This is a genomic window from Pseudomonas sp. USTB-Z (genome assembly GCF_019691255.1).
In the GTDB taxonomy this organism is placed as follows: domain Bacteria; phylum Pseudomonadota; class Gammaproteobacteria; order Pseudomonadales; family Pseudomonadaceae; genus Aquipseudomonas; species Aquipseudomonas alloputida.
In genome coordinates this window covers 1-22617 of the sequence record NZ_JAECZP010000027.1, presented here as the reverse complement: position 1 = coordinate 22617, position 22617 = coordinate 1, and the positions used below count along the sequence as shown (strand labels likewise).

Sequence of the window (22617 nt, the reverse complement as noted above, 5' to 3'; positions counted from 1 at the left end):
TCCTTCCCTTAACGGGCGCCCTGGACGTCCTGCGCCGCAACGTGCGCGACCGGCGGGTGGCGAGCGGTGATGTCGAACAAGGTGTAGGCCAGTGTCAGGTGCTTCACGCTGGCCGGCAGGTCGCGGTCGACGATGAAGCGCACCGGCATCTCGATGCGTTCGCCGGGCTGCAGCACCTGCTGGGTAAAGCAGAAGCACTCGGTCTTGTGGAAGTAGGCCGCGGCCTCGGCCGGGGTAATGCTGGGTATTGCCTGCGCACTCATCGGCCGGTCGGTCGGGTTGTGGGCAATGAAGATCATCTGGTTCACCGCCCCCGGGTTGACCTCCAGCTGGTCGGCAGTGGAGTAGAAGTCCCAGACCATGTCGCTGGCATTGGTCGACATGAACTGCACCCGCACAGCACGCGTCGGGTCACTGACCTGGCTACCTTCGTATTGGCCGCCGGTCTTGCCGTTGATACCGAACGCTTTGCACATGACGTCGTAGATCGGCACCAGCGCGAAGCCGAAGGCGAACATCACCACCGTCAGCATCAACAGGCGCGTTACCAGGCGTTTCACCGACAGGCCGTTCATGGCGGGTTCCTATTTCACTTCCGGGGGTGTCTGGAAGGTGTGGTAGGGCGCAGGCGAGGGTATCGACCACTCAAGACCCTCGGCGCCATCCCAGGGTTTGGCCGGTGCCGGCGCGCCACCGCGGATGCACTTGATGACAATGAACAGGAAGAAGATCTGCGTGGCGCCGAACATGAACGCGCCGATCGACGACACCATGTTGAAATCGGCGAACTGCAGGTTGTAGTCGGGGATGCGCCGTGGCATGCCGGCCAAGCCTACGAAGTGCATGGGGAAGAAGGCCATGTTCATGCCGATGAACGACAGCCAGAAGTGCAGTTTGCCGAGGGTTTCGTCATACATGTGGCCGGTCCATTTCGGCAGCCAGTAGTAGGCCGAGGCAAAGATGCCGAAAATTGCACCAGGCACCAGTACGTAATGGAAATGCGCCACTACGAAGTAAGTGTCGTGGTACTGGAAGTCCGCCGGGGCAATCGCCAGCATCAGCCCGGAAAAGCCACCAATGGTGAACAGGATGACAAAGGCGATGGCGAACAGCATCGGCGTTTCGAAGGTGAGCGAGCCTTCCCACATGGTGCTGACCCAGTTGAATACCTTCACCCCGGTGGGCACGGCAATCAGCATGGTGGCGTACATGAAGAACAACTCGCCGACCACCGGGATGCCGACCACGAACATATGGTGGGCCCAGACGATAAATGACAGGAAGGCAATGGCGCCGGTGGCATACACCATCGAGGTATAACCGAACAGCGGCTTGCGCGAGAACGCCGGGATGATCGAGCTGACCGCACCGAAGGCGGGCAGGATCATGATGTACACCTCAGGGTGACCGAAGAACCAGAACACATGCTGGAACAGCACCGGGTCACCGCCACCTGCGGCACTGAAAAAGCTGGTACCGAAGTGGATATCCATCAGCATCATGGTTACCACGCCGGCCAGTACTGGCATCACCGCAATCAGCAGGAACGCGGTAATCAGCCAGGTCCAGACGAACAGCGGCATTTTCATCAGCGTCATGCCGGGGGCACGCAGGTTGAGGATGGTGGCAATCACGTTGATCGCCCCCATGATCGAGCTGATACCCATCAGGTGGATGGCGAAGATGAAGAAGGTGACGCTGGCTGGCGCATAGGTGGTGGAAAGCGGCGCGTAGAACGTCCAGCCAAAGTTCGGCCCTCCGCCCGGGCTGAACAGCGTCGATACCAGCAGCAGGAAGGCCGCCGGCAGCAGCCAGAAGCTGAAGTTGTTCATCCGTGGCAGTGCCATGTCGGGCGCGCCGATCATCAGCGGAATCATCCAGTTGGCCAGGCCGACGAAGGCCGGCATCACCGCGCCAAACACCATGATCAGGCCATGCATGGTGGTCATCTGGTTGAAGAACGCCGGCTCCACGATCTGCAAACCCGGCTGGAACAGCTCAGCGCGGATCACCATGGCAAACGAGCCACCGAGCAGGAACATGATGAAACTGAACCACAGGTACATCGTGCCGATGTCTTTATGGTTGGTGGTCAGCACCCAGCGCATCAGGCCCTTGGCCGGGCCGTGCGCATGGTCGTGGCCGTGGGCGTGGTCGTCGATCACTGCACTCATGTCCTGTCTCCTGCAATCCATTGATTGCCGCGAGTAACCCGGTTCACTTGGCTTCTGCCTGCTTCAGCGCCAGCACGTCCTTCGGCGTCACCATGTCGCCTTTGTTGTTGCCCCAGGCATTGCGCTCGTAGGTGACTACAGCAGCGATGTCGACTTCCGACAGCTGCTTGCCGAAAGCGGCCATGGCCGTGCCGGGCTTGCCATGGAAGACAATGCTCAGGTGGTCTTCCTTCGGTCCGGTGGCAATCTTCGAGCCTTTGAGCGCCGGGAACATTGGCGGCAGGCCCTGGCCTTCGGCCTGGTGACAGGCCACGCAGGTGGTGTGGTAGACCTTGTCGCCTCGCGCCACCAGCTCTTCCAGGGTCCATTCCTTGCTGGTCAGCTCCTTGAGCTTGGCGGCTTCAGCCTTGCGCTCGCCCAGCCAGGTGTCGTAATCGGCCTTGGACTTGACCTCGACCACCACCGGCATGAAGCCGTGGTCTTTGCCGCACAGCTCGGTGCACTGGCCGCGGTAGATGCCTGGCTTTTCGATCCGGGTCCAGGCTTCGTTGACAAAGCCTGGGATGGCGTCGCGCTTGACCGCGAAGGCTGGCACCCACCAGGAGTGGATCACGTCGGCAGCAGTGACCAGAAAGCGCACTTTCGCGCCCACCGGCAGCACCAGCGGCTGGTCGACTTCCAGCAGGTAATGCTCATCCTTGGGCGCCTTGTTGTGGATCTGGTCGGTGGGCGTGGCCAGGTTGCTGAAGAACTCCACGTCCTGGCCCAGGTACTTGTAGTGCCATTTCCACTGGTACCCCGTGACCTGGATGTCGATGTCCGAATCGCTGGCATCGTAGATGTCGATCAGCGTCTTGGTGGCCGGGATGGCCATGGCCACCAGGATCAGGAAGGGAACTACCGTCCAGAGGATTTCCACCCAGGTGTGCTCGTGGAAATGCGCAGCCTGCTGGCCGGTGGAGCGGCGGTGGATGACCATTGACCAGAACATCGCGCCAAACACCACGATGCCAATGATCACGCAGATCCAGAAGATGGTCATGTGCAGGTCGAAGACGGCGTTGGAGACTTCCGTCGCCCCTGGGTGCATGTTCACGGTCCAGGCGGCGTTTGCCTGGCCAAAAACCGACCACAACAGGAGGCCCATCCAGACATGTGGATGTCGCATCATTGCGGGTTCCCCTTCTAATTCTTGTTGTCCCGGAGGCGTGGCCTGCGGCAAGAGGGAACGGCGGTCAAGACTGCATGGCTTCGACGACCGAGCCCCTGCTAAAAGCAGTCGGGCCTCATCAACGAATCACGTTCACCGGGAGTATAGACAGCGACCAATGGCACGCAATGAAGCCTGTGAAATGAACTTCACGAAATGGCCAGATAGCCCGAAAACCGCGCGCTTGAGAGGTCATGGCGAAACAATGGCATCTGGTTATGCCAGACATGGCACACGTTTGCGCGGCTTATAACAAATACGTCTTAGGTATTCTGTATACCGAGCTAATTTAGTGTCTTCCGTTTGAAACGTAATGTCCCTGGAGTTGTCATGAACATCGCTGCTGTACGCGAGCAGGTAAGCCAAGCCCATCAACATGAAGGCCAGACCGGCCAATTGAAACAGCGTCTCGAGCTGCAACTGCCCCACCTGCACCCCTCGATCCAACTGCCTGAGCAGGACGCCCAGGGTACTTTGGCGCGCTTCGTCAGCGCCTACATCGATCAGGTTCCGGAACTGCTGGAGGCCGCCCACGAGGTCGCCCGCGAAGCCGGGATCGAATCGCAGATCAAACCTGTACTGAAAATTGCCGAAGCCTACTTCCTGCAGCCGCCCAGCGTGATGCAAGGGCATGTAGGCCTGGACTGCCTGCTGGATGAAGCGTACCTGGCGCACCGCCTGGTGGAAGAGGTGAATGACTTGTACATTCGCCACTTCCAGCAGCCGTTGATCCCGGTCGACACCACGGTCGCCAACCTGATTGCCCACCAGTTGATTGGCGAAAGCTTTGCCAACCAGCTGGATGAAGTGGTGCACCACTCGGTCGACGAAATGCTCAATGACGAGAGCTTTGCGGTTGAATCGGTGGAGGCTTATCGAGAGAAGCTGAGCAGCCCGGCAACTGGCGAGGCGTGGAAGCGCTGGCCGTGCCTTTCGCGCCAACTGGGTGTCGAGCTGGGTCAGCCGGCCTGATAGACCTGTAACGGCCTAGGTGCATCGGTGGTTCGGCGCAGGCCGTCGTAGGAGCGGGTTCACCCGCGAAAGGGCCAGCCCTGCTGGCCAATCTCCACCCGCCGATCACCGTTGCCGCCGCTACCGTATTCGCGGGTAATCCCGCTCCTACGCCCCAACCCCCGCTGTAGTCCGCAACCGGCCCTCGATCCGACGCTTCAGGCGCCGCTGCTCTATCAGCAACCGTGACCCATTGGCAGAATTGCTGCGGCTCCAGTCCTCCAGCAACTCAAGGCACGAGTGGTCGATATAGCTCAAGTTCCCCAGCGGCACATGCAGCGTGGTGCCCGCCGGTACGGTATCCAGCACCTGGGTCAGCGCCGGCACCTTCAGGAAGGTCGCCGCGCCACTGAGGCGCAGTTCCATGTGCCCATCCTTGGCCAGGCTCACCAGGTTGATCTTCAGCCGCGCCGCCTTGAACGCCAGCTTCAGCAAGGTCAGGGCAAAGCCCAGCAGCACACCGGTCAGCAGGTCGGTAAAGATGATCGCCAGCGCAGTCGCCGCGTAGGTGAACATCGGCATGCGCCCATAACGGCCCAGCCCGCGAAACGCCTTGAAGTCGACCAGTTTGACCCCGGTAAACACCAACACCCCCGCCAAGCTCGCCACCGGGATCTGCTGCAGCACGCTGCTCAGCGCCACCACGAAGGCCAGCAACCACAAGCCATGGAAGATTGCCGAGGCCCGGGTTTGCGCCCCGGCCTGGACGTTGGCCGAGCTGCGCACGATTACCCCGGTCATTGGCAGGGCACCCAGCACCCCGCACAGCATGTTGCCGATGCCCTGAGCCGACAGTTCGCGGTCGAAGTCCGAACGCTGGCCGCTGTGCATGCGGTCCACTGCTGCGGCCGACAGCAAGGTTTCGGCGCTGGCAATGAACGCCAGGGCAAAAGCGGCGACCAACAGAGCAGGGTCGGCCAGCTGCATCAGGTCCGCCGGACGAAGCCAGTCGATGGCCTCGGACAGGTCGGCCGGTACCTGTACGCGGTTCACCGGCAAGGCCAGCCACAGGCTGATAGCGGTCATGCTGGCCACGCCGAGTAATGCACCCGGCACGAAACGCAGCCGCTGCGGCCGCAAGCGCTCCCAGCCCCACATGATGGCGATGGTCCCCAGGCCCAGCGCACCGGCCATCCAGCCGGCGCCGGTGCTCTCCTGTGGCAGGGCTGCCGACAACGTTGCCGGGAACGCCAGCAGGTTCTGCAGGCCCGACGGTTGCGGCGCGGTGTCGAACATCACATGCACCTGCGAAAGCACGATCAACACGCCAATCCCGGCGAGCATGCCGTAAACCACCGCCGGCGCAGTCACGCGGAACCAGCAGCCCAGACGCAAGCGACCGGCCAGCAACTGCAACAGGCCGGCCAGCAACAGGATTGGCCCGAGCATGGCCATGCCGTGCTGGCGTACCAGCTCGAACACCAGTACCGCCAGACCGGCAGCGGGGCCGCTGACCTGTAGCGGCGACCCAGCAAGGAAACCGACGACAATGCCGCCGATAATCCCAGTAATCAGGCCTTTTGCCGGCGGCATGCCAGAAGCGATCGCAATGCCCATGCACAACGGCAGGGCCACCAGGAAGACCACCACCGACGCCAGCAACTCACGCGGCAGGGCCGCTTTCAACTGTGTAATGTTCACCGTGTTTCTCCTTTCACTAGTCGCACGGCCATTCCCCTGGCCGTGGGCACGTTTGCCCCTGACAAGCGCGCAGGCGCGGGCCGCCAGCGAGCACGCCGGCAGGGCAGTCAGGGAATTCAAGGCAGCCGAATGCCGTGCCACACCCCTGCAGGGTGCAGCCGGCTATCAAGGTTCTAGCAGCGGACGGGTCGCTTAGTAGCGGCCTCTCGGAGTGGCGCAGGGAACGGGTTCACCCGCGGCCAAGGGCAGGAAGCTGTCGCTGGCGGCGTCGTAGGCTTCGATCTTGCTGGTCTCGATGTCGTACACCCAACCATGAATGAACAGCTCACCGGCTGCCAGGCGCGAAGCCACCGAAGGATGGGTGCGCAAGTGATGCAACTGGGCGATGACGTTCTCTTTGGTCAGCACTTGCATCGTCTCGTGTTCGCTGCCGCAGGAGCAGTTGTTCTCGACCACGGTGCGGGCCACTTCCGCGTGGCGCAACCAAGCGCCAACGGTAGGCATCTTGGTCAGCGACTGCGGGTTGAGTACCGCACGCATGGCGCCACAGTCGGAGTGGCCACAGATGATGATGTGGTGAACTTTAAGCGCCATTACGGCGTACTCGATGGCGCTGGAAACGCCGCCGTTCATCTGGCCATAAGGCGGTACCACGTTACCCACGTTACGGGTCACGAACAGGTCGCCTGGCGAGCTCTGGGTGATCAGCTCGGGAACGATGCGCGAATCGGCACAGGTGATGAACATGGCGCGTGGTGTTTGCGCGGTGGCGAGCTTCTTGAACAGCTCTTGCTGATCTGGGAAAACATCATGGTGAAAGCGCAGGAAGCCGTCGACGATGTGCTTAAGGGCAGCATCGGCGCTTTCCGCGGGGACCTGCGGTACGACCTTGGATGGGTCCTTGACGGGCATGATTCATCCTCTTGACGGTGTGTAGGTAAATCCATTTTACCGGTGAAAGATTCAGGCTATGCAGGGTTTTAGATGACACGCACGGGCCATAGATCACAGTCGCTGTGGACTTATTACCTACGCTAGCGGGGAAAACTTAACTGAAACTTAATTCGAAGGCTCTAGAACGGGCGTTCCAGATGAAAAAGGCGGGAACTGGATAATAGCAAAAAAACATCAGCTGCCAATATGTATTAGCGCAATTATTGGTTGTTATTAGTTGCGTTGTGAGCAATGCGCAGCCCTTGGTGGGGCGGGTTCATGTCAGAACAGCGCCATCTGCCCACCCGGCGGGCAGAACGCCGAGCAATCCAGCGCCTGCGCCTCGCGCCCTTCGAAGTCCAGCCGTTTCATTGCCTTGGCAAAGCGCTGCGCCAGCAACTCGGCAAACACCCCTTCACCACGCATGCGCACACCGAACCGGCTGTCATACAGCTCGCCACCACGGCTCTGGCGGATCAGGCTCAACACATGCGCTGCCCGCTGCGGGTAATGGTCCTGCAACCACTGCTCAAACAACGGCGCCACCTCCAGCGGCAGGCGCAGCATCATGTACGCCGCACTTTGCGCACCGGCCTCCTTGGCCGCCTCCAACAGGCGTTCCAGCTCACTGTCGTTGATCATCGGAATCATCGGCGAACACAAAACACCCACCGGTACGCCCGCTTCACGCAATACCCGGATGGCCCTCAACCTCGCACCGGGTGAGGCCGCTCGGGGTTCGAGCACGCGCTTGAGGCCGTCGTCCAGCGTGGTCAGGCTGATCATCACTCGTGCCAGGCGCTGGCGGGCCATCTCGGCCAGCAGGTCGAGGTCGCGCAGTACCAGTGAACCCTTGGTGACAATGGTCACCGGGTGACGAAAACGCAGTAACACTTCGAGCAAGCGCCGGGTCAGTAACTGTTCCCGCTCAATCGGCTGGTACGGGTCGGTGTTGGAGCCCAGATTGATCGGCGCGCACACGTAGCCCGGTTTGCTCAATTGCTGTGCCAGCACCTCGGCGGCGTTGGTCTTGGCAATCAGTTTGGTCTCGAAATCCAGGCCGGGAGAAAGGTCCCAGTAGGCGTGTGAGGGGCGGGCATAGCAGTAGATACAGCCATGTTCGCAGCCACGGTAGGGGTTGATGGAGCGATCGAAAGGGAGGTCGGGTGAAGTGTTGCGGCTGATCACCGACTTGGCTGTCTCGATCCTCACCTCGGTACCCTGGGTTTGCGGCACTTCCTGATACCAGCCATCATCTTCCGCCACCGAATGACCAGGGGCAAAGCGGTTGTGTGGGTTGTGCGCCGTGCCACGGCCCTTTTGCGGTGCTGGAGGAATCATGGCTCACCTGAACACTGTACTCATATACAGTATCGTGCATGCCGTGATCTTTCCAGCACCTCTGGTCTGACTACCTCAGGCCATGCCAGCTGAGATACGCTGCCTGGCTCGATTGCCGCCCGAGAAACGCCTCGATGCCTTCACGCAATGGGCGCGATGCCCCTGGGGCGAACAGTGCTTCCTGCAGTGCCCGCCCCGTGGCTCCGTTCAACAGGCCCTCGGCTTCGAAGCGGGTGAACACATCGAAGGCATGCACATCCGACCACAGGTAGGCGTAGTAACCCGCATCGTAGCCGTTCACAAGGTGGTCGAAGGCATGCGCCGGATGTTCAAAGTCAGCGAGTGGCCAGTAACCGCAACGCGCGCGGGCATCACCCAGTCGCTGTTCAAAGGTCCTGCCATCGTTTGGTGTGCCATGCAGGTCCATGTCGAACAGCGCCAGGCACAGATCACCCGCGATCTCCTCCACGCCCTGCTGCCGTAGCTGCCGCAGGCACTCATTGGCTTGCTTGCGGGATAGTTGGCGGCCGTCGTGCGTGCGCGCCGAGATCGCTACCAGGTAGTCCGCGTCCCAGACCCAACGTTCGAACAGCTTGCCGAACAACTCCACACCATCGGTGCCCAGCTCAGTCACATTGGACATGACGTGGTTCGTCGTACGTACCAGCAGGTGGTGCAGGGCATGGCCGAATTCATGGAACAGCTTGCGCAGTGACAAATGATCGAGCAACGGCTGCGAACCTGACAGCGCTTGCGGCACATCACTGAACACCACCACCGAGGCTGCCTGGCAGATACCCTCTGCATCGACCCGGCGATTCCTTACATAGGTGGTAAACACCGCGTCTGGCTGCTTGCCTGCGTGTTGCACGGCATCCAGATACAGAAAGCCAATGAAAGCGCTGTCCTGCCACACCTCGAACGGCTGCACGCTGTCATCCCAGACAGGCAGCGCTTTGGGCTGCAGCACTGCACCAAACAACGTCTGCGCCAATTGCTGCAACGCACTGACAACAGTATTCAGCGGGAAGTAATCGCGCAGCGCTTCGGCAGGAAACACGCTGCGCGAAGCACACCGCAGGTACTCGAAATCCCAGGGTTGGGGTTTGCCCAGGCCCTGCTCGGCAGCCCAACACTCCACCTGCGAACGCCACCGCAACATGGCAGGTCGCACATGATCGGCCAGATCGTGGAGAAAGCCCCGCACCTGGTCTACCGAACCGGCACTCTTCACCTGCAGGCTCTGCTCCAGATGGCCGGAATAACCGAGCAGGAGGGCCTTCTCCTCAAGCAATTGCGCCAGTTGCTGCAGATACCAGCTATTGTCCTGTTGCCGATCATGGCTGACGCCGCGGGCGTGAAAAGCCCGGTACACCCGCTCACGGAACTGGCGGTTGGCAGCATGTTTGAGCACCTCACGCGTAGTCACCGTGTCACACGCAATCAACCACCCTTGCTTACCTGCTTGCTGTGCGCTTGCAGCCAATTCGTCACGTACCCGCTGCGGGATGCCGCTCAGCTCCGCTTCATCGGTGATGTTCAACCCAGGCCGGTCGATGTTGCTGCGGAACGCCTCGCGTGCAGTGCCAATCTGCGCTTGAAGGTCTGCCAGATGCGCTTTGCCTGCGGTGTCGAGTAACGCCCCGCTAGCGGCGAACTTGTCCAGGTGCCAACGCAAAGTGGCACGCTTCCCGACATCCAGTTGCTTGCCGATGTCACTGCCGGCCAAGCGTGCATACAGGTCATGCAAACCCGTGTTGGCGAATTTTTGCTCGAAGCGCGCCGTCACTTTCCGGTAGAAATCAATGATGACGTTGGCCCACGCCGTATCCCGGCCGACCAGTGGTGAGGCGGCATACAACACTGCCAGCAGCCGGCTATCCAGCCCATCCAACGCCAGCACCATGTCATCCCAGGTGGGCATGGTTCGTTGATCACGGATGATGCGTTCGACACCGTTCTCGTGTGCCTGCAGCACGTGAGCGAATGCCGCCTGCATGTTTTCGAGGGTGATGGAAGAGTAATCGACGGGGATATGGCTATCTTGCAGAAGAGGGTTGGCCATGGTGCATCACCTTGCTGATAGAAATGAGCAAGAGAGCTTGCATGGCCAGCCTGCGCCAGGTGGCCTGACTATCTAACACCTGTCCATGCCTGCCCGGGCATTGCACCCGGGCGGCATGACAGGATTACTCAGCCGGCTTTTTCAGCTTCGGATTTGGGAAGAACTGCACGGTCTGCACCTTGGCCGGCGCTGCTTTCGGCGCCAGGTGGTTGACCCGGGTGCCGAGTTCCTTCGGCACCGACAAGCCCTGCTCGTTGAGGGTGTCGGTAAAGCCGCAAGCTACGCACTCGCGGTGCGGTACGCCGTCGTCGTTCCACATCATCAGCTTGTCGGGCTCGCTGCACGCCGGGCACACGGCACCGGCAATGAAGCGCTTCTTGGTCTTGTTCACAGCTACCTCACTCATGCTGCAGCGTCCTCGGTAAGACCACTGTGGCGCAGCAATGCATCGATGGAAGGCTCACGGCCACGGAAGTCGACAAACAGCTCCATCGGCTCGCGCGAACCACCACGGGCCAGGATCGCCTCGCGGAAGGCGCGGCCGGTCTCGGCGTTCAGCACGCCTTCTTCCTCGAAGCGCGAGAAGGCGTCAGCCGACAGCACTTCGGCCCACTTGTAGCTGTAGTAGCCCGCCGCGTAACCGCCCGCGAAAATGTGCGCAAAGCTGTTGGGGAAGCGGTTGTAAGCCGGCGGGCGCATGACCGACACCTCGTCACGCACACCTTCGAGCACCTGCAATACGCTGCGGCCGTCGCCATGGCTGGCGTGCAGCTCGAAATCGAACAGCGAGAACTCCAACTGGCGCACCATCATCATGCCCGACTGGAAGTTTTTCGCGGCCAGCATCTTGTCCAGCAGGTCCTGGGGCAGGGCGGCGCCGGTTTCGTAGTGACCAGAAATCAGTGCCAGGCCTTCCGGCTCCCAGCACCAGTTTTCCATGAACTGGCTGGGCAGCTCGACCGCATCCCAGGCCACACCGTTGATGCCGGACACGCCGGCATGCTCAATGCGGGTCAGCATGTGGTGCAGGCCGTGACCGAATTCGTGGAACAGGGTGGTGACTTCATCATGGGTCAGCAAGGCGGGCTTGCCGGGCGCGGCCGGGGTGAAGTTGCACACCAGGTTGGCCACCGGGCTCTGCAGCTGGCCGCCGGCAGTGCGGCGACGGTCACGGGCGCCGTCCATCCAGGCGCCCCCACGCTTGTTGGCGCGGGCGTACAGGTCGAAGAAGAAACGGCCAACGTGCTGACCATTTTCCTTGATCTCGAACAGGCGTACGTCCGGGTGCCAGCTGTCGAAGCCCTTCAGCTCGGCGATTTCGATGCCATACAGGCGCTGCACGATGCTGAACAGGCCGCCCAGCACCTTGTCGATCGGGAAGTAGGCGCGCAGGGCTTCCTGCGACACACTGTAGCGCTGCTCGCGCAGCTTCTCGCCAAAGTAGCCGGCATCCCAGCTGGCCAGCTCGGGGCAGCCTTGTTCGGCAGCGTAGGCCTTGAGCTGTTGCAGGTCCTGGGCGGCGAACGGCTTGGAACGCTTGGCCAAGTCACGCAGGAAGCTCAGCACCTGGTCGCTGGACTCGGCCATCTTGGTGGCCAGGCTCAGCTCGGCGTAGTTCTTGTAGCCCAGCAGTTCGGCCAGCTCCTGGCGCAGGTCGAGGATTTCGCGCATCACCGGGCCATTGTCGAACTGGCCGGCATTCGGGCCCTGGTCGGAGGCGCGGGTGCAGTAGGCGGCGTATAGCTCTTCGCGCAGGGCGCGGTCACTGGCGTAGGTCATCACCGCGTAGTAGCTGGGGAACTCGAGGGTGATCAGCCAGCCGTCCAGGCCCTTGGCCTGGGCTGCAGCGGCCATCTGCGCCTTGGCCGAATCGGTCAGGCCGGCCAGCGCAGCTTCGTCGGTAACATGCTTGGTCCATGCCTGGGTGGCGTCGAGCAGCTGATTGGAAAAACGGCTGCCCAGCTCGCTGAGCTTGCTCTGCACTTCGGCGTAACGCTGCTGCTTGTCCGCCGGCAGGTCGATACCCGACAAGCGGAAGTCACGCAGGGCGTGCTCGAGGATAGTCTTTTGCGCCACGTCGAAGCCGGCAGCCTCAGGGCTGTTGATCAGCGCCTGGTAGGCTTCGAACAGCGCGCGGTTCTGGCCCAGTTCGGTAGAGTAGGCGCTGAGGGCTGGCAGGCAAGACTCGTAAGCCTCGCGCAGCTCGGCGCTGTTGCACACCGCATTGAGGTGGCTGACCGGGCTCCAGGCGGCGCCCAGGCGGTCGTTCAGTTCGTCCATGGCCAGCACCAGGCCGGCCCATGTAGGGTTCTTGCCCTGCTTTTCGAGGATCTCGGCAATGGCTTTACGGTTGTCGGCCAGGATCGCTTCGATCGCCGGCAACACGTGTTCGGCACGAATTTGCGAGAAGGGCGGCAGATCGTGGGATTGCAGAAGCGGGTTGTTCGCAGTCACGGTTTGGATACCTTGGCAGAAGAAACACTGCCCCATCTTAATTACAATCGACGCCGACCGCAGCAGGCAGCCTGCCTATCGGCACAGATGAGAGACGCTATCATGGCCATTCGCAGCTTCCAGCAACACACTCCGAAAGTTGGGCCCAGGGCCTTCGTCGACCGTTCGGCGGTGGTGCTGGGCGACGTGGAGATCGGTGAAGACAGTTCGGTCTGGCCGTTGACCGTGGTGCGCGGCGACATGCACCGCATCCGCATTGGCGCGCGCACCAGCGTGCAGGACGGCAGCGTGCTGCACATTACCCACGCCGGGCCTTTCAACCCGGACGGTTTCCCGCTGATCATCGGCGACGAAGTGACCATCGGGCACAAGGTGATGCTGCATGGCTGCACCCTGGGCAACCGTATCCTGGTGGGTATGGGCAGCACCATCATGGATGGTGCCATCGTCGAGGACGAAGTGATCATTGGCGCCGGCAGCCTGGTGCCGCCGGGCAAACGCCTGGTCAGTGGCTACCTGTACATGGGCAGCCCGGTAAAACAGGCCCGGCTGCTGAACGACAAGGAGCGCGCATTTTTCTCCTACAGCGCCGGCAACTACGTGAAGCTCAAGGACCAGCACCTGGCCGAAGGCTACGATCAACCTGAATGACCGCATTCGCGGGCATGCCCGCCCCCGCAGGTTGAGTGGCCCCTTCAAGGCCTGCGCTTTACCTGTGGGAGCGGGCATGCCCGCGAAGAAGGCCACGCAGCAATCAAGTGGAACCCTGTACATGCACCAGCAAAACATCCTCTTCGACCTCGACGGCACCCTGACCGACCCACGCCTGGGCATCACTCGCTCGATCCAGTACGCCCTGGCCAAGCTGGGCATCGACGAACCGGACCTGGCCCGCCTCGAACACTTCATCGGCCCACCCCTGCTGCAGGCTTTCATGCAGTTCTACAGCTTCGACGAAGCCAAGGCCTGGGATGCGGTGAACTTCTACCGCGAGCGCTTCCGCGTGACCGGTCTTTACGAAAACCTCGTGTTCGAAGGTGTGCCGGAGTTGCTTGAGGCCCTGAACGGGCAGGGCCGCACGCTGTACATTGCCACCTCCAAACCGTGGGAGTTCGCCCGCGAAATCGCTCGGCACTTTGCTTTCGATCACCACTTCAAGGTGATCTACGGCAGTGAGCTGGACGGCACGCGCACCAACAAGGTCGAGCTGATTCGCCATTTGCTGGATGAAGAAGGGCTGGACCCGGCGCACACCCTGATGATCGGGGACCGCAAGCATGACCTGATCGGCGCGCGCAGCAACGGGCTGCAGGCCGTCGCGGTGGGGTACGGGTTTGGCAGCCGGGAAGAGCTGATGGCAGAAGAACCCGCTTTCCACTTCGCCACGGTAGCCGATTTGCACCAGGCTTTTAGCAAGGCTTGAGGGCCAGCAGGGCCGCTTTGCAGCCGGCCCTCCCACATCGATCGGCGTACGCAGGGCCTTTGTCGGCCTTGTGGCGCGAGGGGCCGCAAAAGCGGCCCCAAAATCTCAACGGCTAACCATCAGATGCTGCAGCGCCGCCTTCCTTGCTTCAATCGGCAACCGCCCCAAATGCTCGACCCGCGCGTAGAACCGAACCCAATCTCCACCCACCTCACGAAACAGCGCCGCAAACGCCGGCACCCACTGGTCGTATAGCCCGAACGGCAACAACTTGGCATTATTCATCGGCCCATACATCCAGGCGTCATAGCGCTTGTCACCGCCCCACTGGCCATCACGCACCTGCCGGTATTCACGCCTCAAACGCTCAAACTCGGCCTGCTTGGCCCGGCGCTTGTGTGCATCATCCAACGGCTCCGCATAGATCGCCTGCAATCGCTCACGGCTGGCCAACACCAGGCGGATAAACTGGTCGCGCTGCTTTCCCTGATCCCCGCCAACCGCCGTCAGCCCACGCGCCGCACGCCATTGCCGCGTGCCTTCCTGCTCGACGAACGAGGCAAACGACTCATTGAACTCGGTATCGTCCTGCACATAGAAGCGCTGGTGGGCCAATTCATGAAAGATCAACGTAGCCAGGCGCTCATCGCCCCAGCCCACCATCGACGACAAAATCGGGTCATCGAACCAACCCAGGGTCGAATAAGCTTCCACGCCACCCACGTACACATCCAGGCCATCCTGACGCATCAACGCCGCCGCGCCTCGCGCCGCGCCTTGCTGGTAGTAGCCGCGGTACGCCACGCACCCGGCAATCGGAAAGCAGTGCGTTACCGGTTGCAACGACAACTCGGGCGTGGCGAACACGTTCCACACCACGTAGGGGCGTCCAAGGTCGGCGTATACCCGGTAGCTGCGGTTGTCTGGCAGTTTCAATTGCTGGCTGGCAAACAGCCGCGCCTGTTCGGCCTGTTGCAGGTGCGCGCGCAAGGGTGCAGGGGTAGCAGGGTCGGCCAATACCTGCTCTACAGGCTGCCGCGCCCGCAGCAACTGCCACTGGCCCTGCGCCAGCTGCCCGTAGTAGGCGGCATTGCTGCAACCGTTCAGCAGGAGCGCCGCAAGCAGCGGAACCAAACGGGTGAAAATGCGGTCGAGTGCCCCAAGGCCTGAGCGCTGCATAAGAAAAAGTCGAAGCATCCGGGACTGTCTGACTCGCTCAACACCATTTCGCTCCAAGACTATCTCGCCAAGGGGGAGTTTCGCCATGCGTGCATTGTTGGTCGCCGGCTCACTGTTGTTGATCTCTGCCTGTTCAACCTTGCCAGACCCAGACCCGAACCAGGCCTGGATCGACCTCACCCGTTACGACAATACGTCGCTGGACGCCGTGCAGGTAGATGAGCGTGACTGGGCTGACAGCCGCTATTTCGAGGTTCAACCCGGCAGCCACGAACTGACCGTGCGCTATCAGTTTCCGGTTAACCCCAGCAATATCGGCCCCGTCGAGGAGCCATTGTGGCGCGATTGCCAGGTCAAGCTGACCTTCAAGGACTTCAGCGCCGGGCAGCGTTATCAGCTGCAAGCCGGCAGCATTGGCTTCCGCCCTTGGATCAAACTCTACGACCACCAGCAAAAACTGCTGGGTCAAGGGCTGCCGGCGGGTTGTCAGCGCACCTGAACCGCACAAACGGCGCTATGCTTGTTACTTGTAAATCGCAAGTGGGAGTTTTGCCATGCGCCAGCCCATGATGCTGATCGCCCTCAGTGCACTGGGGGCTTGCGCCAGCCCCTTGCCGCCCGTCGACCCCAAGCAGGCCTGGGTCGATCTGTACACCATGACCCCCGGCCGGGTGATCATGGCCGACCGCCTCGACGGCAAGCGTCTGGACGATGGCCGATATTTTCAGGTGACGCCGGGCAAGCACGAACTGGTGGTGCGCTTCGATTATGAAATCTACTCGGGCGGCATCATGTCCGAGCCCAGGGACCGAACCTGCTACCTGACCGTACGCTTTGACAACTTCAAGGCCGGCGAACGCTATCGCCTGGAAGCGCGGGCGCCGGTAATGGAGCCGCAGGTGCTGCTGTATGACGCCAACCGCAAGGTGGTGGTGAACGAGCCTAGCGAAGTGTTCTGCATACCGTGAATGTGGGGCTGCCTTGCAGCCCCGGGCCTTGGTGCTTATCGATCATTCTTTTGATAGATGATCTTCTTCGTCCCGCCATCGCAGGTCCCGACAACCATGTTCTGGTCCTTGACCTCGCTGTTGGGCACGATCTCCAGCGTATAGGACGAAACCCCTTGGGCCTGGATCTTGGCCTCGATCTCGGTTTTCAGCTCCTCGCAAGGCTTGACGGCCGCCAGCGCAGACGTGGCGACAAGGGAAGCCAACACAGCGATAGCTACGCGAATCATGGAACGGCTCCTGGAAAGGGCAGTGGCGCTGCCGACGTTCTTTAGACTACAGCAAACCACCACCGTTGCACCGTTTCACCCCACCAACGCCGCATCCAGGCTGATCTTCGCATTCAAAACCTTGGACACCGGGCAGCCTTCCTTCGCCTTGTTGGCAATCTCCAGGAATTGAGCCTCGCTGGCCCCCGGTACCTTGGCCCTGAGCACCAAGTGCACAGCGGTAATGGCAAAACCGTCAGCTTGCTTGTCGAGCGTCACCTCTGCAGCCGTGTCGATCCGCTCCGCAGTCAGCCCCGCCTCGCCGAGCATCATGGATAGCGCCATCGAGAAACAACCGGCATGGGCCGCGCCAATCAGCTCCTCCGGGTTGGTACCGGGCGTGCCCTCGAAACGTGTGTTGAAGCCATAAGGGTTCTGCTTGAGTGCACCGCTTTCGGTAGAAAGCAGACCTTTTCCATCCTTCAGGCCACCTTGCCAGATCGCCGATGCTGTCTTTTTCATGATGCCTCCTGGTCACTGGGTTGCTTACCTACGGTTCAGAGGCCTGCCGCCTGCTGCAAGTTCAGCGCAATATGCTTACAGGCATTGAATCCAACGAACGCGCCCATACAGAATCAAAAAGGCCTCTGGCCAATCACTTTTGCGGAGGCTCCATGACGCAGCTGCGTGACCTGAAGATTTCCACCCTGGACCTGGTGCCCGTACGTGCCGACGCCGGCCCCGCGCAATCGCTGCGCAACTCGCTGGACCTGGCGCAGCATGTCGAGCGCTTTGGCTATAACCGCTTCTGGGTGGCTGAGCACCACAACATGGACGGCATCGCCAGTTCGGCGACATCGGTGCTGATCGGCTACCTGGCCGGTGGCACCTCACGTATTCGCGTGGGCTCTGGCGGGGTGATGCTGCCCAACCATGCGCCACTGGTGATCGCCGAGCAGTTCGGCACCTTGGCCAGCCTGTATCCGGGGCGTATCGACCTTGGCCTGGGCCGCGCGCCGGGTTCGGACCAGATGACGGCCTATGCCCTGCGACGCGACCGCGCTGGCGGCCCAGATGACTTCCCGGACGATGTCGAGGAGCTTTCGCGCTACCTCGGGCCACGCACTGATGATCAAAAAGTGATCGCAGTGCCGGGGCACGACACCGACGTGCCGATGTGGTTGCTGGGATCCAGCCTGTTCAGTGCCCAGCTGGCGGGCATGCGCGGCATGCCCTACGCCTTCGCCTCGCATTTCGCGCCACGCTACATGCACGAGGCCATTCGCGTGTACCGCAACCATTTCAAGCCCTCGACCACGCTGGACAAGCCGTATGTGATGCTGGGCATTCCCATGGTGGTGGCGCAGACCGACGAGAAGGCCGAATACCTGGCCACCTCGGTCTACCAGCGCATCCTGGCGCTGATTCGCGGACAGAGCCTGATGCAGAAGCCACCCGTGGAAAGCATGGATGGGCTGTGGTTGCCCCATGAACGGGAGACGGTGGCCAGCTTCCTGGGGCTGGCCATGATCGGCAGCCCGCAGAAGGTAAAGGCCAAGGTAGAAGTGCTGCTGGAACAGACGGGTGCGGATGAGCTGATCTTTACCTGTGACCTGTATGAGCATGCGGACCGCATTCGGTCATATGAGCTGATGGCGCAGGCCCTCAAGGCCGAGTGACCCTCGACACGGGCTCGCCCGCTCCCATAGGTTGACTGTGGAAGCGGGCAAGTCCGCGAAAGGGCAAACGCATCAGCCGCGGCGGTAAACAATCTCCTTGGTCCCGGCCTCACAGCTACCAATGACCTTGCCCGCCGGGTCGCCTTTCTTGACGATCTCCAGCTTGTAGCCAGTGACGCCCTTGGCATCCAGCTTGGCCGCAATTTCCGCCTTCAGTTCCTCGCACGGTTTGCCCGCTGCCAGCGCACCACCGGCCAGGGTCATCAGGCCCAGCGCCAGAATCAGTTTGTTCATCACTCGCGTTCCTTGTGCAGATGAAATCAGAAGGGGCCCCACCAAGGCGCCCCTTTTCTGAATACCTCATCACGCCGGGATCATACAACCCAACGTTGTTTCAGCTATTGGCGATACGGAAGCCGACCTTCAGCGTGACCTGGAAGTGCGCCGCTTTGTTGTCGCGGATATGGCCGCGGGTATCGACCACTTCGAACCATTCCAGGTGCTTGATGCTTTTACCGGCTTCGGCCAGAGCATTGTTAATCGCCTCTTCGATACTGGTGGGCGAAGACCCGACCAGCTCGATTTTCTTGTAGGTGTGATGATCGGTCATGAGTGCTCTCCATGGTTGACGGTGAGATTCAGCCTAGCAGCGCAGGCCTGGTTTACCTGCGAGCGGTCACTGTCAGCGAAAGTTCGATCGCACTTTCACGCAGCCCAAGGGTCGCAATCCTTACAGCCCATACTGCAAAGGAGAGTCAACATGCACCGCAACTCGCTGCGTAAAACATCCCTGGAAAGCATGGAAGCGGAGATCGAGAGCCTTCTGAAAAGCTTGGAACACCTCAAGCATGATGCGTCGGAAGAGTCCCAGAAGTCGGTGAAGGCAATCCGCAGCAACGCTGAAAGCGCACTGCGTCATTCGCGCAGCCTACTGAGCGATGCGTATGAGGAAGTGAAGCAGCGCACTCGCCAGACCGGCATAGCCACCCGGGACTACGCCCAGGAGCACCCATACACCACCGCCGGTGTGGCCATTGGTGCGCTGGGCCTGCTGGCGGCCTACCTGATATGCAAGCGAAACTAAGCGCTCTGCCGCGCAAGTTCCGCCCGTAACCACTGCGCCAACTGCTCGGCGCGCCCGTCTGCGGCGCGCCGTGGCACCCACAGTGCCAGCGCCGCCTGGGTAGGTGAAAAGCCCCAAGGCGCACTCAAACGGCCCGCCCGCAGGTCATCGGCGACCAGTGGCTGCGGTGCAATCGCCACGCCCAATCCGGCCACGGCAGCCTCCAGCAGGTAATACAGGTGCTCGAAAGCCTGGCCATAGTGAATGGCCGTCGGGTCCAGGCCCTGTTGCACCGCCCAGGTAGGCCACGCTTGCGGGCGTGAAGTGGTGTGCAGCAAGGCTTCGCCCAACAATGCCTTGGCGGGCGCCCCCTGCAAGCGCTGGAAACCTGCGAAATGTGGGCTGAGCACCGGCCCGATGCATTCTTCGGCCAGCACGTGCACCTGCATGTCCGCCGGCCACGGTGGCTCGGCATACACCAGCAACGCATCCAGCCCGGGCCGCCGCGGGTCAAGGTCACCCTCACCCGCCGACAGGTGCAAGCGCAGCTCAGGCAAATCCGCCTGCAACCGCCCCAGCCGCGGGATAAACCACCGCGCCAGCAGGCTGCCCGAGCAGCCCAGCACGAATGGCGCCTCGCTCACATCACGGCTGAGCTCGGAACACACGCTGCGCAGCCGGTCGAAGGCCTCACCGCTGGCATCGCGCAGACGCACACCGGCATCTGTGAGTTTGATGCCACGCCCGTCCTTGACGAACAGGGCTACGCCCAGATGCTCCTCAAGCACCTTGATCTGCCGGCTGACAGCGCCGTGGGTCACGTGCAGCGCTTCCGCCGCCTGGCTGACGCTGTTGAGCCTGGCTGCAGCCTCGAAGGCGCGCAGGGCATTGAGGGGAGGGAGGTCGTGGGCCATTTTACCTGTGAGTTTTTCTGACAAGTTTACGCAATCTTATCGGTTTTCAGCCGAGCTTGCCGTGGTTAGAGTAAAGCCCATCACTCATTCACTACGCCTTGGAGCGCCCCATGACCCAGTCCCAATACCGCCCCGGCCCCGACGCCAATGGCCTGTTCGGCTCGTTCGGCGGCCGCTACGTGGCCGAAACCCTGATGCCACTGGTGCTGGACCTGGCCCGCGAATACGAAGCGGCCAAGGCAGACCCCAAGTTCCTTGAAGAGCTGGCTTATTTTCAGCGCGACTACATCGGCCGCCCCAACCCGCTGTACTTCGCCGAGCGCCTGACCGAGCATTGCGGCGGAGCGAAGATTTTCTTCAAGCGTGAAGAGCTCAACCATACCGGCGCGCACAAGGTGAACAACTGCATCGGCCAGGTGCTGCTGGCCAAGCGCATGGGCAAAAAGCGCCTGATCGCCGAAACCGGCGCCGGCATGCACGGTGTCGCCACCGCCACTGTCGCCGCGCGCTTCGGCCTGCCTTGCGTGATCTACATGGGCGCCACCGACATCGAGCGCCAGCAGGCGAACGTATTCCGCATGAAGCTGCTGGGCGCCGAGATCGTGCCGGTTACCGCCGGCACCGGCACCCTGAAAGACGCCATGAACGAAGCCCTGCGTGACTGGGTTACCAACGTCGAAGACACCTTCTACCTGATCGGCACCGTGGCTGGCCCACACCCGTACCCCGCCATGGTCCGCGATTTCCAGTCGATCATCGGCAAAGAGACCCGTGCCCAGTTGCAAGAGAAGGAAGGCCGTCTGCCAGACAGCCTGGTTGCCTGCGTCGGCGGCGGCTCCAATGCCATGGGCCTGTTCCATGAGTTCCTCGAAGAGCCGAGCGTGCAGATCATCGGCGTTGAAGCCGGTGGCCACGGCGTACACACCGACAAGCATGCCGCCAGCCTGAACGGCGGCGTACCGGGCGTATTGCACGGCAACCGCACCTACCTGCTGCAGGACCAAGACGGCCAGATCACCGATGCCCACTCGATTTCCGCAGGCCTGGACTACCCGGGCATCGGCCCGGAGCACGCCTATCTGCATGAGGTGAAGCGCGTCGAGTACGTCAGCATCACCGATGACGAAGCATTGGATGCGTTCCACGCAACCTGCCGTCTGGAAGGCATCATTCCAGCCCTGGAAAGCTCCCACGCCTTGGCCGAAGCGATCAAGCGCGCACCGAAGCTGCCCAAGGACCACCTGATGGTCGTGTGCCTGTCGGGCCGCGGCGACAAAGACATGCAAACCGTCATGAACCACATGGCCGCCCAGGAGAAACACGCATGAGCCGTCTTGAACAACGCTTCGCCGAGCTGAAGGCCGAAGGCCGCTCGGCACTGGTCACCTTCGTCACAGCTGGCGACCCGGGCTACGACGCCTCGTTGCAGATCCTCAAGGGCCTGCCGGCTGCTGGCGCCGACGTGATCGAGCTGGGCATGCCGTTCACCGACCCGATGGCCGATGGCGTGGCCATCCAGCTGGCCACCCTGCGCGCCCTTGAGGCTGGTCAGACCTTGGCCAAGACCCTGCAGATGGTTCGCGAATTCCGTGTGGATAACCAGACCACGCCGATCGTGCTGATGGGCTACTACAACCCTATCCACCGCTTTGGCGTGGACACGTTCGTGGCTGAAGCCAAGGCCGCGGGCGTCGATGGCCTGATCATCGTCGACCTTCCGCCAGAGCACGACGCCGAACTGGCTACCCCGGCCCAGGCTGCAGGCATCGACTTCATCCGCCTGACCACCCCGACCACCGACGACGCGCGCCTGCCGCGCGTGCTGGAGCGCAGCTCCGGGTTCGTCTACTACGTGTCGGTGGCTGGTGTAACCGGTGCAGGTTCGGCGACCACCGAGCATGTGACCGAAGCCATTGCCCGCCTGCGCCGGCATACCGATCTGCCGATCAGCGTTGGCTTCGGCATTCGCACGCCGGAACAGGCTGCGAACATTGCCCGCCTGGCCGATGGCGTGGTGGTGGGCTCGGCACTGGTCGACAAGATCGCCCAGGCCAAAAGCGCCGATCAGGCGGTGACCGATGTATTGAGCCTGTGCTCGGCATTGGCTGAAGGGGTGCGTGGCGCACGCCGCTAAACCGCGTCGTCTGCTTCGCGGGTAAACCCGCTCCTACGGGGCCAGCGCCACCCTCTGGCTCTGCGATATTGAGCTGCGCCCCAGATGTTGGACGGTCGGTGCTAGGCTACCTCAGCTTGAGTTCTGTAAGCCACAGGACTCAGGCCGTTGAGTTTCATTTTAATGCGGTCATGGTTGTAA

General features: G+C 61.7%; 25 protein-coding genes. 9 read left to right on the top strand and 16 right to left on the bottom strand.

The window, feature by feature from the left end; genetic code table 11:
* Positions 1-8: 8 nt before the first annotated feature.
* Genes I8746_RS23735 through coxB form a run of 3 tightly spaced genes read right to left on the bottom strand, consistent with a single transcriptional unit; the run spans position 9 to position 3345 of the window.
* On the bottom strand, positions 9-575 hold the full coding sequence (locus tag I8746_RS23735; RefSeq protein ID WP_003253035.1) for a cytochrome c oxidase assembly protein: 567 nt from the start codon (positions 573-575) through the stop codon (positions 9-11).
* A gap of 9 nt (positions 576-584) precedes the next feature.
* The gene (gene ctaD, locus I8746_RS23730) at positions 585-2174 is read right to left on the bottom strand and encodes a cytochrome c oxidase subunit I (protein ID WP_003253037.1); all 1590 of its coding nucleotides are present in this window, start codon (positions 2172-2174) and stop codon (positions 585-587) included.
* Between the two features lie 43 nt (positions 2175-2217).
* Complete coding sequence (coxB, locus tag I8746_RS23725) at positions 2218-3345, bottom strand: cytochrome c oxidase subunit II (protein WP_011953140.1); 1128 nt, start codon at positions 3343-3345, stop codon at positions 2218-2220.
* 369 nt (positions 3346-3714) lie between these two features.
* Between coxB and I8746_RS23720 the strand changes: the two genes are divergently transcribed.
* Positions 3715-4356 (top strand): hypothetical protein, encoded by a 642-nt coding sequence (locus tag I8746_RS23720; protein ID WP_003253042.1) that lies wholly within the window; start codon positions 3715-3717, stop codon positions 4354-4356.
* Positions 4357-4503: 147 nt separating this feature from the next.
* Here I8746_RS23720 and I8746_RS23715 read toward each other — a convergent pair whose 3' ends face one another.
* The 6 genes from I8746_RS23715 to prlC all read right to left on the bottom strand — a co-directional run bounded on the left by I8746_RS23715 (position 4504) and on the right by prlC (position 12865).
* Positions 4504-6036 carry a SulP family inorganic anion transporter gene (locus I8746_RS23715; protein WP_004575261.1) on the bottom strand — a complete coding sequence of 511 codons (1533 nt, stop codon included), beginning with the start codon at positions 6034-6036 and terminating at the stop codon, positions 4504-4506.
* Positions 6037-6228: 192 nt separating this feature from the next.
* Complete coding sequence (locus I8746_RS23710; protein WP_003253046.1) at positions 6229-6948, bottom strand: carbonic anhydrase; 720 nt, start codon at positions 6946-6948, stop codon at positions 6229-6231.
* 303 nt (positions 6949-7251) lie between these two features.
* Positions 7252-8310, bottom strand: coding sequence for a PA0069 family radical SAM protein (locus I8746_RS23705; protein ID WP_003253048.1), 1059 nt, complete (start codon positions 8308-8310; stop codon positions 7252-7254).
* Positions 8311-8380: 70 nt separating this feature from the next.
* Positions 8381-10375 (bottom strand): M3 family metallopeptidase, encoded by a 1995-nt coding sequence (locus I8746_RS23700; protein ID WP_014754957.1) that lies wholly within the window; start codon positions 10373-10375, stop codon positions 8381-8383.
* A 124-nt stretch (positions 10376-10499) separates the two neighbouring features.
* On the bottom strand, positions 10500-10781 hold the full coding sequence (locus I8746_RS23695; protein WP_003253053.1) for a YheV family putative zinc ribbon protein: 282 nt from the start codon (positions 10779-10781) through the stop codon (positions 10500-10502).
* Positions 10778-12865 carry an oligopeptidase A gene (gene prlC / locus I8746_RS23690; RefSeq protein ID WP_011953137.1) on the bottom strand — a complete coding sequence of 696 codons (2088 nt, stop codon included), beginning with the start codon at positions 12863-12865 and terminating at the stop codon, positions 10778-10780. The genes I8746_RS23695 and prlC overlap by 4 nt, the downstream gene beginning before the upstream one ends.
* A gap of 66 nt (positions 12866-12931) precedes the next feature.
* Here prlC and I8746_RS23685 point away from each other — a divergent pair, with 66 nt between their 5' ends.
* Both I8746_RS23685 and I8746_RS23680 read left to right on the top strand, forming a co-directional pair.
* Entirely contained in the window at positions 12932-13480 is a 549-nt protein-coding gene (locus I8746_RS23685; RefSeq protein WP_004575263.1) for a gamma carbonic anhydrase family protein, read from the top strand.
* Between the two features lie 121 nt (positions 13481-13601).
* On the top strand, positions 13602-14252 hold the full coding sequence (locus I8746_RS23680; protein ID WP_004575264.1) for an HAD family hydrolase: 651 nt from the start codon (positions 13602-13604) through the stop codon (positions 14250-14252).
* A 105-nt stretch (positions 14253-14357) separates the two neighbouring features.
* Here the strand turns inward: I8746_RS23680 and I8746_RS23675 are convergent, their stop codons facing one another.
* The gene (locus I8746_RS23675; protein WP_221101112.1) at positions 14358-15431 is read right to left on the bottom strand and encodes an aminopeptidase; all 1074 of its coding nucleotides are present in this window, start codon (positions 15429-15431) and stop codon (positions 14358-14360) included.
* 85 nt (positions 15432-15516) lie between these two features.
* On the opposite strand from I8746_RS23675, the gene I8746_RS23670 reads away from it, so the two are divergent.
* On the top strand, positions 15517-15930 hold the full coding sequence (locus tag I8746_RS23670) for a hypothetical protein (protein WP_003253063.1): 414 nt from the start codon (positions 15517-15519) through the stop codon (positions 15928-15930).
* Positions 15931-15985: 55 nt separating this feature from the next.
* Positions 15986-16399: a hypothetical protein gene (locus tag I8746_RS23665; RefSeq protein WP_011953134.1), complete on the top strand. Its 414-nt coding sequence runs from the start codon at positions 15986-15988 to the stop codon at positions 16397-16399.
* A gap of 35 nt (positions 16400-16434) precedes the next feature.
* On the opposite strand, the gene I8746_RS23660 is transcribed toward I8746_RS23665, so the two are convergent.
* Together I8746_RS23660 and I8746_RS23655 are read right to left on the bottom strand one after the other, a co-directional pair.
* The gene (locus I8746_RS23660) at positions 16435-16668 is read right to left on the bottom strand and encodes a DUF1161 domain-containing protein (RefSeq protein ID WP_003253067.1); all 234 of its coding nucleotides are present in this window, start codon (positions 16666-16668) and stop codon (positions 16435-16437) included.
* A gap of 75 nt (positions 16669-16743) precedes the next feature.
* Positions 16744-17169, bottom strand: a complete 426-nt coding sequence (locus I8746_RS23655; RefSeq protein ID WP_003253070.1) for an OsmC family protein — start codon at positions 17167-17169, stop codon at positions 16744-16746.
* Between the two features lie 152 nt (positions 17170-17321).
* Between I8746_RS23655 and I8746_RS23650 the strand changes: the two genes are divergently transcribed.
* A complete protein-coding gene (locus tag I8746_RS23650) occupies positions 17322-18326 on the top strand; it encodes an LLM class flavin-dependent oxidoreductase (RefSeq protein WP_014754954.1) in 1005 nt (334 codons plus the stop codon).
* A 72-nt stretch (positions 18327-18398) separates the two neighbouring features.
* On the opposite strand, the gene I8746_RS23645 is transcribed toward I8746_RS23650, so the two are convergent.
* Both I8746_RS23645 and I8746_RS23640 read right to left on the bottom strand, forming a co-directional pair.
* Positions 18399-18620 (bottom strand): DUF1161 domain-containing protein, encoded by a 222-nt coding sequence (locus tag I8746_RS23645; RefSeq protein ID WP_003253075.1) that lies wholly within the window; start codon positions 18618-18620, stop codon positions 18399-18401.
* 100 nt (positions 18621-18720) lie between these two features.
* Positions 18721-18936 carry a dodecin gene (locus I8746_RS23640; protein WP_003253076.1) on the bottom strand — a complete coding sequence of 72 codons (216 nt, stop codon included), beginning with the start codon at positions 18934-18936 and terminating at the stop codon, positions 18721-18723.
* Positions 18937-19086: 150 nt separating this feature from the next.
* Between I8746_RS23640 and I8746_RS23635 the strand changes: the two genes are divergently transcribed.
* Entirely contained in the window at positions 19087-19410 is a 324-nt protein-coding gene (locus tag I8746_RS23635; protein WP_003253078.1) for a YqjD family protein, read from the top strand.
* Here I8746_RS23635 and I8746_RS23630 read toward each other — a convergent pair.
* On the bottom strand, positions 19407-20303 hold the full coding sequence (locus I8746_RS23630; RefSeq protein WP_011953132.1) for a LysR family transcriptional regulator: 897 nt from the start codon (positions 20301-20303) through the stop codon (positions 19407-19409). The genes I8746_RS23635 and I8746_RS23630 overlap by 4 nt on opposite strands.
* A 110-nt stretch (positions 20304-20413) precedes the next feature.
* Between I8746_RS23630 and trpB the strand changes: the two genes are divergently transcribed.
* Both trpB and trpA read left to right on the top strand, forming a co-directional pair.
* Positions 20414-21631 carry a tryptophan synthase subunit beta gene (trpB, locus tag I8746_RS23625; protein ID WP_004575268.1) on the top strand — a complete coding sequence of 406 codons (1218 nt, stop codon included), beginning with the start codon at positions 20414-20416 and terminating at the stop codon, positions 21629-21631.
* The gene (gene trpA / locus I8746_RS23620; RefSeq protein ID WP_011953131.1) at positions 21628-22437 is read left to right on the top strand and encodes a tryptophan synthase subunit alpha; all 810 of its coding nucleotides are present in this window, start codon (positions 21628-21630) and stop codon (positions 22435-22437) included. The genes trpB and trpA overlap by 4 nt, the downstream gene beginning before the upstream one ends.
* Positions 22438-22538: 101 nt before the next feature.
* Here the strand turns inward: trpA and I8746_RS27680 are convergent.
* Positions 22539-22617: IS3 family transposase (locus I8746_RS27680; protein ID WP_221100889.1), on the bottom strand; the 79-nt coding region annotated here is incomplete at its 5' end.

What these genes read in the sequence shown, in the direction of transcription:
- I8746_RS23735 (WP_003253035.1), bottom strand. Translation starts at nt 575, where the DNA reads ATGAACGGCCTGTCGGTGAAACGCCTGGTAACGCGCCTGTTGATGCTG.
- ctaD (WP_003253037.1), bottom strand. Translation starts at nt 2,174, where the DNA reads ATGAGTGCAGTGATCGACGACCACGCCCACGGCCACGACCATGCGCAC.
- coxB (WP_011953140.1), bottom strand. Translation starts at nt 3,345, where the DNA reads ATGATGCGACATCCACATGTCTGGATGGGCCTCCTGTTGTGGTCGGTT.
- I8746_RS23720 (WP_003253042.1), top strand. Translation starts at nt 3,715, where the DNA reads ATGAACATCGCTGCTGTACGCGAGCAGGTAAGCCAAGCCCATCAACAT.
- I8746_RS23710 (WP_003253046.1), bottom strand. Translation starts at nt 6,948, where the DNA reads ATGCCCGTCAAGGACCCATCCAAGGTCGTACCGCAGGTCCCCGCGGAA.
- I8746_RS23705 (WP_003253048.1), bottom strand. Translation starts at nt 8,310, where the DNA reads ATGATTCCTCCAGCACCGCAAAAGGGCCGTGGCACGGCGCACAACCCA.
- I8746_RS23700 (WP_014754957.1), bottom strand. Translation starts at nt 10,375, where the DNA reads ATGGCCAACCCTCTTCTGCAAGATAGCCATATCCCCGTCGATTACTCT.
- I8746_RS23695 (WP_003253053.1), bottom strand. Translation starts at nt 10,781, where the DNA reads ATGAGTGAGGTAGCTGTGAACAAGACCAAGAAGCGCTTCATTGCCGGT.
- prlC (WP_011953137.1), bottom strand. Translation starts at nt 12,865, where the DNA reads ATGGGGCAGTGTTTCTTCTGCCAAGGTATCCAAACCGTGACTGCGAAC.
- I8746_RS23685 (WP_004575263.1), top strand. Translation starts at nt 12,932, where the DNA reads ATGGCCATTCGCAGCTTCCAGCAACACACTCCGAAAGTTGGGCCCAGG.
- I8746_RS23680 (WP_004575264.1), top strand. Translation starts at nt 13,602, where the DNA reads ATGCACCAGCAAAACATCCTCTTCGACCTCGACGGCACCCTGACCGAC.
- I8746_RS23675 (WP_221101112.1), bottom strand. Translation starts at nt 15,431, where the DNA reads ATGCAGCGCTCAGGCCTTGGGGCACTCGACCGCATTTTCACCCGTTTG.
- I8746_RS23670 (WP_003253063.1), top strand. Translation starts at nt 15,517, where the DNA reads ATGCGTGCATTGTTGGTCGCCGGCTCACTGTTGTTGATCTCTGCCTGT.
- I8746_RS23665 (WP_011953134.1), top strand. Translation starts at nt 15,986, where the DNA reads ATGCGCCAGCCCATGATGCTGATCGCCCTCAGTGCACTGGGGGCTTGC.
- I8746_RS23660 (WP_003253067.1), bottom strand. Translation starts at nt 16,668, where the DNA reads ATGATTCGCGTAGCTATCGCTGTGTTGGCTTCCCTTGTCGCCACGTCT.
- I8746_RS23655 (WP_003253070.1), bottom strand. Translation starts at nt 17,169, where the DNA reads ATGAAAAAGACAGCATCGGCGATCTGGCAAGGTGGCCTGAAGGATGGA.
- I8746_RS23650 (WP_014754954.1), top strand. Translation starts at nt 17,322, where the DNA reads ATGACGCAGCTGCGTGACCTGAAGATTTCCACCCTGGACCTGGTGCCC.
- I8746_RS23645 (WP_003253075.1), bottom strand. Translation starts at nt 18,620, where the DNA reads ATGAACAAACTGATTCTGGCGCTGGGCCTGATGACCCTGGCCGGTGGT.
- I8746_RS23640 (WP_003253076.1), bottom strand. Translation starts at nt 18,936, where the DNA reads ATGACCGATCATCACACCTACAAGAAAATCGAGCTGGTCGGGTCTTCG.
- I8746_RS23635 (WP_003253078.1), top strand. Translation starts at nt 19,087, where the DNA reads ATGCACCGCAACTCGCTGCGTAAAACATCCCTGGAAAGCATGGAAGCG.
- I8746_RS23630 (WP_011953132.1), bottom strand. Translation starts at nt 20,303, where the DNA reads ATGGCCCACGACCTCCCTCCCCTCAATGCCCTGCGCGCCTTCGAGGCT.
- trpB (WP_004575268.1), top strand. Translation starts at nt 20,414, where the DNA reads ATGACCCAGTCCCAATACCGCCCCGGCCCCGACGCCAATGGCCTGTTC.
- trpA (WP_011953131.1), top strand. Translation starts at nt 21,628, where the DNA reads ATGAGCCGTCTTGAACAACGCTTCGCCGAGCTGAAGGCCGAAGGCCGC.